This window comes from Nocardioides litoris (assembly GCF_006346315.1).
Classification (GTDB): Bacteria; Actinomycetota; Actinomycetes; order Propionibacteriales; family Nocardioidaceae; genus Nocardioides; species Nocardioides litoris.
Genome location: NZ_VDMR01000002.1, coordinates 746,732 through 761,103, shown reverse-complemented (window position 1 = coordinate 761,103; position 14,372 = coordinate 746,732). Strand labels below are relative to the sequence as shown.

14 protein-coding genes are annotated in these 14,372 nt (G+C 71.3%); 2 read left to right on the top strand and 12 right to left on the bottom strand.

From position 1 onward, the window contains the following. Positions 1-81: 81 nt before the first annotated feature. The 7 genes from FJQ57_RS23780 to FJQ57_RS11640 form a co-directional block, all read right to left on the bottom strand. Entirely contained in the window at positions 82-960 is an 879-nt protein-coding gene (locus FJQ57_RS23780; RefSeq protein ID WP_425465421.1) for a GNAT family N-acetyltransferase, read from the bottom strand. A gap of 274 nt (positions 961-1,234) precedes the next feature. Next, a complete protein-coding gene (locus tag FJQ57_RS11665; protein ID WP_139980337.1) occupies positions 1,235-1,432 on the bottom strand; it encodes a hypothetical protein in 198 nt (65 codons plus the stop codon). 326 nt (positions 1,433-1,758) lie between these two features. Then, complete coding sequence (locus FJQ57_RS11660; protein WP_139980336.1) at positions 1,759-2,142, bottom strand: hypothetical protein; 384 nt, start codon at positions 2,140-2,142, stop codon at positions 1,759-1,761. A gap of 148 nt (positions 2,143-2,290) precedes the next feature. Then, positions 2,291-3,049 carry an SDR family NAD(P)-dependent oxidoreductase gene (locus tag FJQ57_RS11655; RefSeq protein WP_139980334.1) on the bottom strand — a complete coding sequence of 253 codons (759 nt, stop codon included), beginning with the start codon at positions 3,047-3,049 and terminating at the stop codon, positions 2,291-2,293. Positions 3,050-3,058: 9 nt separating this feature from the next. Then, complete coding sequence (locus FJQ57_RS11650; RefSeq protein WP_139980332.1) at positions 3,059-4,183, bottom strand: acyl-CoA dehydrogenase family protein; 1,125 nt, start codon at positions 4,181-4,183, stop codon at positions 3,059-3,061. A 21-nt stretch (positions 4,184-4,204) separates the two neighbouring features. After that, positions 4,205-5,425: an acyl-CoA dehydrogenase family protein gene (locus FJQ57_RS11645; protein ID WP_170219396.1), complete on the bottom strand. Its 1,221-nt coding sequence runs from the start codon at positions 5,423-5,425 to the stop codon at positions 4,205-4,207. Beyond that, positions 5,422-6,648 (bottom strand): enoyl-CoA hydratase-related protein, encoded by a 1,227-nt coding sequence (locus tag FJQ57_RS11640; protein WP_211348861.1) that lies wholly within the window; start codon positions 6,646-6,648, stop codon positions 5,422-5,424. The genes FJQ57_RS11645 and FJQ57_RS11640 overlap by 4 nt, the downstream gene beginning before the upstream one ends. Before the next feature lie 81 nt (positions 6,649-6,729). On the opposite strand from FJQ57_RS11640, the gene FJQ57_RS11635 reads away from it, so the two are divergent. Further along, entirely contained in the window at positions 6,730-7,377 is a 648-nt protein-coding gene (locus FJQ57_RS11635) for a TetR/AcrR family transcriptional regulator (protein ID WP_139980328.1), read from the top strand. Then, positions 7,374-8,180 carry an enoyl-CoA hydratase/isomerase family protein gene (locus FJQ57_RS11630; RefSeq protein WP_139980326.1) on the top strand — a complete coding sequence of 269 codons (807 nt, stop codon included), beginning with the start codon at positions 7,374-7,376 and terminating at the stop codon, positions 8,178-8,180. The genes FJQ57_RS11635 and FJQ57_RS11630 overlap by 4 nt, the downstream gene beginning before the upstream one ends. 30 nt (positions 8,181-8,210) lie before the next feature. Here FJQ57_RS11630 and FJQ57_RS11625 read toward each other — a convergent pair whose 3' ends face one another. Genes FJQ57_RS11625 through FJQ57_RS11605 form a run of 5 tightly spaced genes read right to left on the bottom strand, consistent with a single transcriptional unit; the run spans position 8,211 to position 14,365 of the window. Further along, positions 8,211-9,761 (bottom strand): class I adenylate-forming enzyme family protein, encoded by a 1,551-nt coding sequence (locus tag FJQ57_RS11625; protein ID WP_170219395.1) that lies wholly within the window; start codon positions 9,759-9,761, stop codon positions 8,211-8,213. Between the two features lie 20 nt (positions 9,762-9,781). Continuing rightward, complete coding sequence (locus tag FJQ57_RS11620; protein WP_139980323.1) at positions 9,782-10,543, bottom strand: SDR family NAD(P)-dependent oxidoreductase; 762 nt, start codon at positions 10,541-10,543, stop codon at positions 9,782-9,784. Then, positions 10,540-11,775 (bottom strand): acyl-CoA dehydrogenase family protein, encoded by a 1,236-nt coding sequence (locus FJQ57_RS11615; RefSeq protein ID WP_139980321.1) that lies wholly within the window; start codon positions 11,773-11,775, stop codon positions 10,540-10,542. The genes FJQ57_RS11620 and FJQ57_RS11615 overlap by 4 nt, the downstream gene beginning before the upstream one ends. Continuing rightward, complete coding sequence (locus FJQ57_RS11610) at positions 11,772-12,845, bottom strand: phosphotransferase family protein (RefSeq protein ID WP_139980319.1); 1,074 nt, start codon at positions 12,843-12,845, stop codon at positions 11,772-11,774. The genes FJQ57_RS11615 and FJQ57_RS11610 overlap by 4 nt, the downstream gene beginning before the upstream one ends. Beyond that, complete coding sequence (locus FJQ57_RS11605) at positions 12,845-14,365, bottom strand: class I adenylate-forming enzyme family protein (RefSeq protein WP_139980317.1); 1,521 nt, start codon at positions 14,363-14,365, stop codon at positions 12,845-12,847. Before FJQ57_RS11605 ends, FJQ57_RS11610 begins: the two co-directional genes overlap by 1 nt. Between the last annotated feature and the right edge of the window lie 7 nt (positions 14,366-14,372).

Below are 14,372 nucleotides of genomic sequence, written 5' to 3'. Positions count from 1 at the left end.
CGCCGGTCGCGGTCCGGGGGTCCGCAGAACAGCAGAACCGCGGTGGCGGTCGCCGGGTCCGCCGGACACCGGCTGGGGTGATCATCCCGGTGCCGGTCGTCGGTGCGCTGGTCGGCGGGGTCGGCCAGCACGGCGCCGCCATGGTCGTCCAGGGAATCCAGCTGGCAGTCCTGGCCCGCGACACCTCGAGCGCATCGCCGCCGAGCACGACACCGGCGTCACCCGCCTCGCCGGCCGAGTTCGAGACCTTTCATGGACGACCCGCTCGCCAACCTCGTCCGCGACCTCGGCGGCCCCGCCCGACAGCTCGCCGGGCCCCCGAACACGACCGGGGACGACCGGCCACGACTGGTCAGTGCTGGGAGCTTCACCGGACGCGGGCCCTTCCGGGCCTCGACTGACGAAGCCCCGACCGCGTTCCCGCAGGTCATCGGCTGGTGGTGGAGCCGCCTGTCGGAATCGAACCGACGACCTGTTCTCCGAAGGCGGGGTTGACGAACAACCCAGGCGCCATCGGCTCGATAGGCCGCTGACCTGCGCAAACGCGTCTGCACAATCTGTCTTGGGTACCGACGACGACCGACTCTGACCGGCCTCTACTGGGAGTTTCACCGGACTTTCACCGGACTCCTGGCGGAGACGAGGCCGGCGTCGACACCCTGCGTCGTCGCGCCCGGCCCATCGGGACTGGGCGGGGCCGGTCCGGTCGGGTGCGCCAGAGCGGACCGGTGGCGACCTGCACGTCAGTGGATCAACGCAGGCCCAACCACCGGGGCGCGGCGTCACGAACCTCATGGACTCGTACAGACGACGTTCCGGAGCGTCCGCCATCAACGTCACGTGGGGCTCCCCCGGTGCCGCCGCAGCGATCTGCGCCAGCAGGTCGGCGAGCACCCGGCGTCCCAGGCCTCGGCCCTGGTGCTCGGGCAGCGTCGCCATGTCAGCGATGTGGAAGACCAGCCCCCATCGCCGATCACCCGGACCACGCTCGAGCGCCAGCTCCCCACCAGTGCGGCTGCTCCCTCCGCCGACGTCCTCCGCGTCAGCCCGAAGACGGCTCGCAGGTGCAGGTGGTCCTCGAGGTCCGGAGGCGTCCGGACCACGTCATGCTCGGCGTCCGTCACCGCGGCCGGACTAGAGGTCGACCTGGCTCCCCCCTCCCAGGGTGCGACGCTGCCCGGCCAACCACCTGAGGCACCGCGCCGGGCGCGACCTCGCGACCGCGCTCGACCCGTCAGCGCGTCCCGGGTGCCCCTGCCCTGACCCGACGTACGGCGTCGGTGAGGGCCTCGAGGTGCTCGACCGCCTCGGTGAGCACCGCCACGACGTCCATCGGTTCGTCGGCCCGGAGCTGCTGGGTCACCCGGTCGGAGAACGCGTCCGCTCGGGCGGCGATGGCGGTGGCGTCCGGGTCGGTCTCGTCGTAGCTCACGGGTCTCCTGCTGCGGGTCTCCCGAGCAGGCCCCCTCGTGGGGCAAGCAGGGAGAGGCACGGGTCTCGGCGTGAGGGCACACCGCCGTGCCGCGAGGCCGGGACGGCGGGGTGCAGCTCCTGGGTGTGAGGCCCGGAACCGGCCCCGGCACTACCTGTGTCGAGCCGGGCCTCTTGTTGCGCGACTGCGCCACCGTCGACCGGGCCACGAGTCGTGCCGCCGGCCAGCTCTCGTGGTCCAGGGGCCCGAGGCCCGGCTGGGTTCGAGGAGCCACCGGCGACCGGCGGCCGACACCACCCGGGAGGCCATGACCGGTCGGCCCGCGGTCACGAAGAGACCTCCGCAGGCGGCTGGTCGTGGCGGCGGTGGGTGTCGAGCCCGATGATGACGGCAGAGGTGAGCGCGGCGAGCAACGCCGTACGGCGCGGGACCGAGCGGCGGGCGAAGGCGCACCAGAAGACGACCTGGTCGAGCGCCTGGAGGTGTCCGATCGCCGCGACCGCGGCCTGGTCGCCGGTCGCCGCGCGGGCGCTCAGGTACAGGTTGCGGGTGGCGAACAAACGCCAGCCGAGCCGGTTGGCGCCCGTGACCTCCTCGGCCGCGATCCCGAAGGACCGCTGCAGCAGCGAGGGAGCAGCGGCCGCCGCGAGACCGACGGTGCCGCCGATGCCGATCATGGCGCGCTGAGAGTGTCGGGGGGTCCACGTCATGGCAGCACCATGCCGTGCGGCCACCGCGGAGGACAGTGTCGGAGCTGCGGACGGGGACGAGGTCGGCGCGGGACTGGTCGACGACGCCGCGGCGCCTCAGGCAGATTGGCACCGTGGCGCTCGTCAGCATCGACGGCGCCACCCGCGGTCAGTACAACGTCGTGCGACCGCCATCCACGTTCAGCAGGGCGCCGGTGGTGTAGGTCGCACCGTCCCCCGCCAGGTACCGCACGGCTCCCACGATCTCCTCCGGTCGCCCCATCCGTCCGGCTGGCAGCCTGTCGATCGTGCGGGAGACGAGTTCTTCACCCCACCCAGAGCTCATGTCGGTGGCGAACGCCCCCGGCAGCACGGCGTTGACCCGGACCTGGGGCGCGTACTCCTGCGCGAACGCCATCGTCAGGGCATTGAGCCCGGCTTTCGCGGCCGCGTACGTCGCCTCCCCGTTGCTGGGTCGTTGCGATCCGATGCTGGAGATGTTGATGATCGATCCCCCGCCCCGAGCCTTCATGCGGGCGCCCACCAGCGCCATGAGCCGGAAGGGGCCCTTCAGGTTGATCTCGATCGTCTTGTCGAACAGCGCCTCGGTCTGTTCGGCGAGGGTGGTCGACCCGGGCGCGATGCCGGCGTTGTTCACCAGTACGTCGATGGGCCCGACGTCAGCCTCGACACGATCGAGCACGGCGTCGATCTCGTCCCAGTGCCCGACGTGCATCGGGATGCCCCACGCCCTGCGGCCGGTGCGACGAGTGATCTGCTCAGCGACGTCCTCGCACGCCGCCTGCTTGCGGGACGCGACCACCACGGTCGCTCCGGCGTCGGCCAGGCCGCTGCAGATCGCACGACCCAGCCCACGTGACCCGCCGGTGACGAGGGCGATCTTTCCGCCGAGCTCGGTGGACGTCACGCGAGCCCCTCAGACCGCTGCGCCGAGACCCAGGCGATCCGCCAGTGCCTCGCGGTGGTGGCGGGGCGAGCCGAACAGCAAGGACGAGGAGTGGGCTCTCTTGAAGTAGAGCTGGGCGGCGAACTCCCACGTGAAACCCATGCCGCCGTGTATCTGGATGCACTCGCGCGCGGCGAGCTCGTACGTCTCCGAGCAGTGCGCCTTGACCATGGCGGCCAGGACCGGCACCTCCTCGGGCGCGTGGTCCACCGACCAGGCCGCGGCGCGCACCGCGGAACGAGCCGCGTCCAGCTCCAGCAGGACGTTGGCGCACTTGTGCTTGATGGCCTGGAACGAGCCGACCGGCCGCCCGAACTGGATCCGGGTCTTGGCGTGCTCGACGCTCATGTCGAGGCAGCGCTGCGCACCGCCGACCTGCTCGGCAGCCAGGGCGATGGCCGCGAGGTCCAGGACCTCGCCGATGACCGCCGCCGCCGGCCGGGTGCAGGTGACCTTGCGGGCGGGCGTCCCGGTGAAGGTCAGTCGTGCCTGGTGCCTGGTCAGGTCGACGGTGTCGAGCGGATCGGCGACCAGTCCGGTCGCCCCGCCGCCGACGACGAAGAGCTCCGGCCGGCCGTCCAGCAGCGCCACGACGACGATCGTGTCGGCGACAGCGCCGTCGAGCACGAAGCAGGCCTCACCGGTGAGGCGCAACTCCTCGCCGTCGTGGCTCGCCTCGACCTGGGTCACCTCGGGACTCCAGGCGCCGCCAGCAGCGCTGAGTGCCAGGGTCCCGAGGCTCCCTCCGCTCGCGAGGGCCTCCACCTCTCTGCGCACACCCGGGTCGCCCGAGCGGATCAGGGCCTCTGCGGCCAGGACCCGGCTCGCGAGCAGCGGGCTGGGCAGGAGGGCCGCCCCCACCTCCTCGAGGACGACGGCTAGCTCGGCGAAACCGAACCCTGCTCCCCCCAGGTCCTCGGGGATGCCGATGGCGGCCACGCCGAGCTGCTGGGCCAGGGCTTGCCAGGCGGTGCGGTCGAACCCCGCGGGGGTGTCCATGGCCCGCCGGACGTCCTGCTCCGTACCGCTCTTGTCCAGGAACGTGCGCACGCTGTCGCGGATGCTGGCGTGGTCTGGGTTGGTCGAGAAGTCCATGGGGTCTCCTAAGGACGTCGTTCAGCGAGGAAGGCCGAGCAGGCGCTCAGCGATGATGTTGCGTTGGATCTCCGACGTGCCGGCCGCGATCGTCTCCCCGAGGGTGCTGAGGTGGACCTTGACCCACGACGAGACGGACCCGGGGGGCATCCCCGGTTCGTCGCAGAGGAAGTAGCTCGCCGGGTCGGGGCCGGCGTACGTGGTCGCCTCGTCGCCCAGCACCCGGCAGGCCAGGGCGGTGATGGTGCCGTGCAGCTCGCTCCACAGGAGCTTCTCCAGCGAGGACTCCGGTCCGATCGGCTGTCCCTCGCTCCACCGGGACAGGTTGTTGAGACCGCTCAGCCGCATCAGCTCCACCCGTGTCCAGCACCGCGCGAAGTCGTCGCGGACCGCCGGGTCGTCGAACCCACGACGGGAGTCGATGAGGCGACGCAGCCGGTCCAGCTCGACCCCAAACCGCACCGGCAGGGTCGCCGTGGTTTCCCCACGCTCGAAGGTGAGCAGCCCCGTGGCCGCCCGCCATCCGCCCCCGACCCCACCCACCTCGAGGCCCACCTGCGTGCGTGCACCGGAGAAAAACGTCTCGCAGAACTCCGCGGCTCCGTTCATCATCGTGATCGGACGACGCTCCACGCCCGGCTGGTCGAGCGGCACCAGGAGCAGCGTCAGCCCGTCGTACCTGCTGGTGTCCTCCTCGCCGGTCCGGCAGAGGACGAAGATCCAGTTCGCCGTCAGGGCGTTGGACGTCCAGATCTTCTGGCCGTCGATCACCCACTCGTCGCCGTCTCGACGGGCGCGGGTGCTCACCCGGCTCAGGTCGCTCCCGTGGTCGGGCTCGGAGAACCCCTGGCAGAAGACGTAGGTCCCGTCGATGATCCCGGGCAGGAACCGCTCCCTCTGGGCCTCGGTGCCGACCGCCAAGATCGTGTTGCCGATCATCTGGATGCTGAAGGGGTCGTTCGTCCCACCCCGCGGGACCCCCACGCGGGCGAACTCCTCCGCGACCACGGCACTCTCGGCCGGCGTGTGCCCACCACCGCCGTACTCCCGCGGCCAGGCCGGTGCGATCAGGCGGTGCTCGGTGAGCAGCGCGCGCCACGCGAGGCGGAAGGCGGCGTAGTCCGCCGGCGAGAGCCCCCCCACGCCCTGCCAGTCCGGCGGTAGGTGAGAGTCGAGGAAGGCGACCACCTGCTCACGGAAGGGCTTGCTCCGACCGGGGCCGGGCTCGGTGCGATCGGTCACGGCGCACCCTGGGCAAGGGCAGGCTGGGCTTCGCGCTGGGCGCGTCGCTCCTTGACCGCGGCTCGTAGTGCTCGGCCGTCCGCGTACTCCTCGAGCCGGATGATGCGGCCCGTGTCGTCGATCGTCGCCACCACGCACGCCTCGACGTCGACGTCGAGCTCGAGGAACCGCGCCCGGTGCTGCTCGCAGAACGTCAGGCCGTCGACGATGCGGCGCACGTCGGTGTACTCCCACGGACCCGCGAGGTCACGCAGCTGCTGCCAGCTCTCGACCAGGCCGTCGGTGCCGCTCGAGACCGAGCCGGGGTGGGTCGCGACCGTGGCGTGCGGGGCCAGCAGGCCGTGCGCCGTGGCCCAGTCCCCGGACGAGGTGGCGACGAAGAACGCCTCCGCCACCTCGCCCGCGTCCAGGCGCACCGATCCGACCCGCGGCAGGACGGTGCCGCGGCCGAGGGGTGCGAACGCGGCGGGGCGCCGGTCGAGGAAGCTCTGCACACCCTCGGCGAAGTCGGCCCCGGCGAGGGAGGCTTCGACCAGTGGCAGGGTCTCCAGCTCGGCCTCCATGAACTGGAGGGTCGCGTGCCGGGTCACCTGGTGCTTGATGGCCGACATCGCGGCGGGCGAGCACGACCGCGCGAGGGCCCGTGCGTACTCGGTGGCCGCGGCGAGTAGCTCGTCGCCGGGCACGACGCGATGCACCAGGCCGATCTGGTGTGCCTCGTCCGCGTGCACCCGTCGGGCGGACAGCAGAAGGTCCAGTGCGACTCCCCGGCCGACCACCTGGGGAAGCAGCCACGAGACCCCGTGCTCGGCGACGAGACCGCGTTGGGCGAACGACGTCGTGAAAACCGCCTCCTCCGAGGCGAAACGGATGTCGCTGAGCAGGGCGTGAATGAAGCCGATGCCTGCCGCGGACCCGTTGACGGCAGCGACGAGCGGCTTCGGGAAGTCCATCGGCTCCAGGAACGACTCCGACGCCAGCTCCGGCGGCAGCTGCTCACCAGCCAGGATCGCGTCGAGCAGCGCCATGTCGGCCCCGGCGCAGAAGTGCCGGCCGGCGCCGGTGACGACCACTGCTCTGACGTCGTCGTCGGTGGAGAGGTCGCGCAGCGCGGCGAGGTAGGCGACGTGCAGCTCGGGGGACCAGGTGTTCGCGGCCTCAGGCCGGTTGAAGGTCAGCACGGCGACTCCGTCGTCGACCGAGCGGAGCAGGGGCTGGGTCACGGGTCGTCCTCTCGAAGTTGACACCAGAATCAGATCACTCTCTCTGACCATCAGTCAATATTTCTGGCTAAGATCTGACCAATGGTCAATTCTGGAACTCACCCCGAGACACGCGCCACGGGCAAGGCTGTTCGTACGCGTCAAGCGCTGGTGGCGGCCACGCTCGAAGTGGTCGCCGAGACCGGGGAGTTCACCGGTGAGCAGGTGGCCGCCCGGACCGGCGTCTCCACCGCCACGTTCTACGCGCACTTCGAGACCAAGGACCATGCCGTGCACGCGTGTCTCCAGCGGGCGTTCGAGGACTATCGGCTTCGGATGCAGGAGGTCGAGTCGATCGAACGCCTCCTCGACGTCGGGCTGCGCGAGACCATGACGGCGATCGTGCGCACGATCACCGCGATCAACGACGAGTACCGTTCGCTGCTCCGCCTGGCGAGGGCGCGGGTGCGAGCCAGCCCGCTGCTGCGGGAGCAGTCTCGGGTCGAGGAGCGCCGCGCCTTTGCGGCGTCGCTCCGGCTCGTCGTGCTCGGTCAGGCCGCCGGGATGATCCGGCGTGCCGACCCTGAGGTCCTCACGGCCACCGTGCGCACCCTCGTCGAGGGCCTGGACGCCTGGACGGTCCGCAGCCACCCGGCCGTCGCCGAGACCGAGATCCCCGAGCTGCTCACTACCTACCTCAGCCCCACCCCGACGCTGTACCCGACGCCCATTACGACGGAGCATCCATGACCGACTCCCCCGTGCTCGTCGAACCCCTCGGGGGCGACCCGCGCATCACGCTGATCACCTTGAACCGGCCCGATCGGAAGAACGCCTACACCGAGTCGCTGTGCGCCGAGCTGTGCTCGGCCCTGCGCCGGTTCGAAGGCGACGACGCGGCCCGGGTAGCGGTGGTCACCGGGGCGGGCGACGCCTTCTGCGCCGGTGGAGACGTGCGGTCCTCGGAGGAGGTCGACAAGGGCGAGGCGCATCCGTTCGGCCACGGCTTCATCATGCGTGACACCGCGCACGCCGTGGTCAGGACACTGGTCGGGCTGTCGAAGCCGGTGGTCGCCGCTGTCAACGGCGCCGCGGTCGCGGGAGGTCTCACATTCGCGTTGGCCTGCGACCTGCGCATCGCCACCGCGAGCGCGAGGCTCGGGGACACCTCGGGTCGACTCGGTCTCCTCCCCGACGAAGGCGGAGCCTGGTTCTTCCCCCGAGCCATGGGCCTCGAGGCGGCGCTGAGGATGAGCCTGCTCGGAGAGGTCTACTCCGCGGAACAGGCCCGGGAGCTGGGGCTGGTCGGCGAGGTGATCGCCGACGACGAGTTCCCGCGAGCGGTGACGGAGCTCGCCACCCGGCTCGCCGACGCGGCGCCGCTCGCAGCGTCGTCAGTCAAGCGCATCATGCGGCGTGCCCTGGTGGCGCCGCTCGACCACACCCTCGAGGAGCTCGCGATGGCGGTCGACGTCGTCAACAGCTCCGAGGACGTCACCGAGGGCGTCGCGGCGTTCCTGGAGCGACGCCCGGCCCGGTTCCGCGGGGCTTGAGCGAGCGCGCTGACCGGTTCGCGCCAGGCCCTACGTGGCGTCGCGCTGCCGCAGGACGTGCTTGATGATCTTCCCGCTGCCGCTCTTCGGGAGCGCGTCGGTGAACTCGATGACCTTGGGGCACTTGTAGCGCGCCAGCCGGCTGCGGGCGTGCGCCAGCACGGCGTCCTCGTTGAGGGGAGACCCGGGGACCCGCACGACGACGGCCTTGACCGACTCCCCCCACCGCTCGTCCGGCACGCCGTACACGGCCGCTTCGACGATGTCGGGGTGCGCGGTGAGCGCACTCTCGACCTCGACGGAGTAGATGTTCTCCCCGCCGGAGATGATCATGTCCTTGAGACGGTCCTTGAGGTAGAGGTAGCCGTCGGCGTCGAGCACGCCGACGTCACCGGTGCGGAACCAACCGCCGTCGACGAAGTTCGCCGCCGTCTCCTCCGGCCGGTTCCAGTAGCCCTGGGCGTTCTGGGTGCCCCGCAGCCACACCTCGCCGGCGGTGCCCCTCGCAACCTCCTGGCGGGAGTCGGGGTCGACGACGCGGATCTCGTAGTTGGCGGTCGCCTGCCCCACGGTGCCAGGACGGTCGTCGGCGTCCCCGTGGCGGCGCAGCGGCGCCGCCGAGACGCCGCCGGTGGTCTCGGTGAGGCCGTATCCCTGGGTGAACCCGCACGACGGCAACAGGGCCATGGCGTCCTGGACGAGGGTCCCTCCGGACGGGGCGGCCCCGTAGACGAGGACCTCGAGCGAGGACAGGTCGTACTGCGCCAGGGACGGCTCGCGGACGAAGGCGGTCAGGACGGTCGGCACCAACGCCGAGTGGGTGATGCGTCGCTCGTGGATGGTACGCGCGATGGACTCCGCGGACGCGTCGGCGAGGAGCACCACCTCGCCACCGACGAAGAGCCCCGTGAAGACCGCTCCGGTGCCGCTCACGTGGAAGAACGGAAGCACGTTCACGAAGCTCATGCCGGGGCGCATCAACCACTGACGACTCATCTCCCGGAGCATCTGGTTGACGTTCCGCTCGGAGATCATCACGCCCTTCGGCTGCCCCGTGGTGCCCGTGGTGTAGAGCATCATGAGGATGTTGTCCTCATGGCTGCGATCAACGGCGGGGGTGCCGGCTCCGGCCGACAGCCATTGCTCGAGACCTGGTTCCGGGCCGTCGAGGACCACGGTGGTGACCTCGGAGGAGTCCGGGAGGAGCCCACGCAGGTCGTGGTCGACCAGCACGAGCCGAGGGGTGGCGTCGCGGAGGATGGCGCCGACCTCGTGCGCGGACAGACGCCAGTTGATCCCGACCAGCGTCACCGCGGCCCGGGAGCAGGCGAAGTGCATCGCGAGGTAGGCGCTGCTGTTGGCGGCGACCACGGCCACCCGATCACCGGGCTCGAGGCCGGAGGCCACGATCGCCGCCGCGAACCTGTCGACGTCGGCGCGGAGGGTGGCGAAGGTCGCGGTGCGGCCGCCGGCCGTCACGGCCGGCACGTCGGGGCGCACGACCGCGTGCTCGTCGACCAGCGCGGAGAGGGTCCTGGCCCTCACCTCAGCGGCGTGGTCCTTCGGCTGGTGCGTGGTCATGAGGTCCTCCTTCGACGTGTTCACCGTGCCGTCCATCCGCCGTCGACCACGATGGACTGACCTGTGCAGAAGCTGGAGGCGCCGGAGGCCAGGAAGAGCAGGGCTCCGTCGAGCTCGGCGACGTCCCCTGATCGGCGCAGCAGGGTGTTGCGGTGGACCCAGGCGGTGGCCGACTCGTCGGCGAACAGCTCGGCCGTCATCTCGGTCCGGAACCATCCCGGGACCAGCGCGTTGCACCGGACGGACCGCCTGGCCCACTGGCCGGCCAGCTCGCGGGTGAGCCCCAGCAGCCCGGCCTTGGACGCGGCGTACGCCGCACCGCCCACCGGCGCACCGGTGACGATGCCGAGCACGGACGCGACGTTGATGATGGACAAGCCCTCGCGGCCGGCTACGGCCGCGGCTCGTCGCGACAGGTCGTAGGCCGCCACGAGGTTGAGGCCCAGGACCTCCGCAAAGGCGTCCGCGTCCTCGTCGTCGGTGCTGACGCTGCCCCCGGTGGCGGCGTTGTTGACCAGGACGTCCACCGCGCCACCTGCTGCCTCGATGGCTCGGGCGCGGTCGCCGGGCACGCCGACATCCCCGGTCACGCAGACGACCCGGCTGTCACGTCGCGCCAAGTCGTCAAGACGCTCCTGACGGCGGGCGACGGCGACGACCCGGGCGCCCCCGGCCGCCAGCACCAGGGCCGCGCGTTCCCCGATCCCGCTCGAGGCGCCGGTCACCACGGCCGTGCGGCCCGAGACGTCGAATATCTCGGGGGCCGTTCGGACCTCGCTCACCGGCGCACCTCGCTCCACGACGCGCCCCGGTCCGTACGGGGCTCGGAGGGCAGCCCGAGGATCCGTTCCCCGATGATGTTGCGTTGCACCTCGTCGGTGCCTCCGGCCACGCTGTAGCCGATCGACCCGAGGACGTGGTCGCCCCAGACGTAGCTCCCGGGACGTCCGGTGTCGGCGACGAGGCTGTCGCCCAGGACCTCGGTGACAGCGTCGGCAATCTCCCGCATCAGGGCAACCCACTGCAGCTTCCTCAACGAGCCGGTGGCACCGACGTCGACACCCTCGCTGCGGCGCGCGGCGTCGGCGGCGGCGCTCAGGTCGTTCAGCACGGTTCGCGTGTAGATCCGAGCGAGTCGCTGACGGACCAGCGGGTCGGAGCCAGCGCCGGAGGACTCGGCGAGGTCGCGGACCTGCTCCCACGACCCGCCGACGCCCGCGCTGCCGTCGCTCACCTCCCGTTCGAACCCGAGGGTCGCGAGCGCGACGGACCAGCCGTCGCCGACGGCGCCGAGTCGCGCCTGGTCGGAGACCCTCACCTCGTCGAGGAAGACCTCGGCGAAGGACGAGCCTCCGGACATCTGCCGGATGGGGCGCACCTGGACACCGGGGGTGTCGAGCCTGACAAGGAACGCCGTGATCCCGGCGTGCTTGACGACGTCCGGGTCGGTGCGGGCAAGGAGCAGGCCCCAGTCGGCGAACTGCGCCCCCGAAGACCAGATCTTCTGGCCCGAGATGACCCAGGAGTCGCCTTCCCGCCGGGCTCGAGTCGCCAGGGACGCCAGGTCGGACCCGGCGCCGGGCTCCGAGAAAAGCTGGCAGCACAGCTCGGAGGCGTCGAGGAAGCCGCTCAGCAGCTCCTCCTTCTGGCGGTCCGTGCCGAAGAGACGGACCGTCGGGGCGACCAGCTTGACGGTGACCATCACCAGCTCGTGGCCGACCGGCGCGCTGTACTCGTGCTCGAGGTCGGCGACAATCGTCTCGTAGCGCTGGTCGAGTCCCTGGCCGCCGTCGGCAGTCGACCAGCCGAGGGCGCCGAAGCCGGCCGCGGTCTTGGACTGCTGCCAGGCTGCTTCACGGCGCACCAGCTCCCGCTCGTGCTTCTCGTCGAGGTTCTTGAACACGGCGACGTCGAGGTCGGCGCCATCGTCGTCCACCTGGGGCACGTGGGTGCTGATCCAGGCGCGGGCCGCGCGCTCGAACTCGTCGAGTGTCGGCGAGGTGTCGGTGGTCATGCGCTCTCCAAGGTCGTGAGGCCGCGTCGAGCCAGCGGGGCGACCCAGCCCCCTCGATCGGCCATCCGGGGGTCGCTGGACTCGCCGCGCGCGAAGCGGTCGTAGAGCTGTTGCAGGATGATGGCGGTCCGCCAGCAGCCGAGGGCCTCGTACCAGCTGACGTGCTCGACGTCGAGGCCGGTCCGGCCGGCGTAACGCTGGACAATCTCGCTCTTGCTCGGCAGTCCCAGGTTCTCCAGACCGGGTACGGCCATCGCGTGGTCGTCCGTGTCGCTTGCGTCGGAGGGCCAGTAGTTGAGTAGGGTCCCGAGGTCGGCCAGGGGGTCTCCGAGGGTCGCCATGTCCCAGTCGAAGACGGCGGTGACCTGGTCGGGCTCGCCGGGCTGGAACTGGCAGTTGTCGATCTTGAAGTCGTTGTGCAGGATCGCGGGGCGTTGCGAGGTCGGCTGCTGCTCTCGAAGACGGCGGCCCAGCTCTCGCACCGGGTCCTCCTCGGCCTCGGGACGGACTCGCTCCCACCGCTTCGCCCACCCGTCCAGCTGGCGGTCGAGGAAGCCGACGGGCCGGCCGAGGTCGGTCATGCCGAGCGCCTTGTGGTCGACACGGTGCAGGTCGGCGAGGGCGTCCAGGGCAGCCAGGCCGATCCGCCGTCCGGCGTCCGGGAGGTGGCGCATGCTGCTCGGCACGGCGCCCCACACGACGATGCCGGGGCGGTACTCGACCACGATGAACTCGGCTCCGGCCACGTCGTGGTCCGCGCAGTGGTGCAGCGCCCGGGGCGCGCGTCCGTAGCCCCGCCACAAACGGGACAGGGCGCGGTACTCGCGGCCCATGTCGTGCCCGCCTGCGGCGATCTCGCCGAAGGGTGGACGTCGGAGCACCAGCAGCCGGTCGCCGAAGCCGATGCGGTAGGTGAGGTTGGCCGAGCCGTGGGGGAACTGCTCGACCGTGAAGGCGCCCGTGACGTCGAGGTGGTCGCGGAGGTAGGACTCGATCCGGCGCCAGTCGAGGTCCTCGCCGTCCCGGACCGGTGCGACCTCGACCGGGTCGGCGGTGGGCTGTTCCGGCATCAGTGGGCCCCTTCGGGTCGCAGGGCGCGCTTGAGGACCTTGCCGCTGCCCGTCTTGGGAAGCTCCGAGACGACCTCCACGACGCGCGGCCGCTTGTACCTGGCGAGTCGACCGTCGAGCCAGGAGGCCAGCTGGCGGTGGTCGAGGGCCTCTCCTTCACGGAGCACGAGCACAGCCCGGACCGACTCGCCCCATCGAGGGTCCGGCTCGCCGACGACGGCCACCTCGAGCACCGCGGGGTGGGCGAGGATCGCGTTCTCGACCTCCACGGAGTAGATGTTCTCTCCCCCGGAGATGATCATGTCCTTCAGGCGGTCGCGGACGTAGAGGAACCCGTCCTGGTCCAGCGCCCCGATGTCACCGGTGCGGAACCACCCGTCGTCGTCGATGGCCGCTGCCGTCAGCTCCGGGTTGCGCCAGTACCCAGGAGTGAGCTGGGGCGTCCGCAGCAAGATCTCGCCGGCGTGTCCCGGTGGGGCGCCCTCCCCCGTGTGGACGTCGACGATGCGGCACTCCGCCGTGGGCAGCAACCGCCCGACGCTTCCCGGGTGCAGGTCGGGCTGACCGAACCTGAGGATGGGAGCGATGGCGACGCCGGCGCAGGTCTCGGTGAGACCGTAGCCCTGGGAGAAGCCGACGGTCGGCAGCATGGACATCGCCTCGTCGATGAGGGAGCTGCCGCTCGGAGCCGAGCCGTAGATGACCACGCGGAGGCAGCTGAGGTCCCACCGCTCGGCGGCCCTCTCAGCCACGAGGCTGGTCAGCACGGTGGGGACGAGCACGGTGTGGGTGACGCTGCGCTCGACGATCGCCGAGGCGATCTCCGCCACGGTGGTGCCCGCGGGGATCACGACCTCGCCACCGGTGAAAACGGCGCACATCGCCGAGCTCATCCCGCTGACGTGGAACAGCGGGAGGCAGGCGAGGAACCGGGTGCCGTCCCCCATCTCCCACGCCTCGGTCGCGGTGAGGCACATGTGCCACAGCCCCTGCTCGGTGAGCTGGACCCCCTTCGCGCGACCGGTCGTGCCGGTGGTGTAAAGCAGCAGGGCGACATCCTCCGCGCCCTGGTCTGCCCGTCGGGGTCGGTCCGGTGCGCCCCCGGCGTACCACTGGGCGAACCCCCCGTCGGGACCATCGAGGACGGTGACGTCTCGCCCGGGCACCAGCGGCAGGAACTCGTCCTGCGTGAAGACCAACGACGGTTCGCTGTCGTCGAGCACAGCGGCGATCTCGTCCCGCTCCAACCTCCAGTTGAGGCAGACCAGCGACACCCCCGACCAGGAGGCGGCGTAGACCAGCTGCACGTAGGGCAGGCCGTTGCGGGCGAGGACCGCGACCCGGTCGCCGGGCTGCAGGCCGAGGCTGTCGAACCGGTCCGCGATGCGCGCGACATCCGAGCTCAGCTCGCGATGGCACCGGGTCCCCTCCGGTGCGGTGACCGCCCGGTCGTGCGGGAGCGCCCGGCCGTTCCGCTCGAGGGTCGCGGCCAGTGTCGTGAACTGCTGTCGTTCATCCATGGGACGC

What these genes read in the sequence shown, in the direction of transcription:
- FJQ57_RS11660 (WP_139980336.1), bottom strand. Translation starts at nt 2,142, where the DNA reads ATGACGTGGACCCCCCGACACTCTCAGCGCGCCATGATCGGCATCGGC.
- FJQ57_RS11650 (WP_139980332.1), bottom strand. Translation starts at nt 4,183, where the DNA reads ATGGACTTCTCGACCAACCCAGACCACGCCAGCATCCGCGACAGCGTG.
- FJQ57_RS11635 (WP_139980328.1), top strand. Translation starts at nt 6,730, where the DNA reads ATGGTCAATTCTGGAACTCACCCCGAGACACGCGCCACGGGCAAGGCT.
- FJQ57_RS11630 (WP_139980326.1), top strand. Translation starts at nt 7,374, where the DNA reads ATGACCGACTCCCCCGTGCTCGTCGAACCCCTCGGGGGCGACCCGCGC.
- FJQ57_RS11625 (WP_170219395.1), bottom strand. Translation starts at nt 9,761, where the DNA reads ATGACCACGCACCAGCCGAAGGACCACGCCGCTGAGGTGAGGGCCAGG.
- FJQ57_RS11615 (WP_139980321.1), bottom strand. Translation starts at nt 11,775, where the DNA reads ATGACCACCGACACCTCGCCGACACTCGACGAGTTCGAGCGCGCGGCC.
- FJQ57_RS11610 (WP_139980319.1), bottom strand. Translation starts at nt 12,845, where the DNA reads ATGCCGGAACAGCCCACCGCCGACCCGGTCGAGGTCGCACCGGTCCGG.
- FJQ57_RS11605 (WP_139980317.1), bottom strand. Translation starts at nt 14,365, where the DNA reads ATGGATGAACGACAGCAGTTCACGACACTGGCCGCGACCCTCGAGCGG.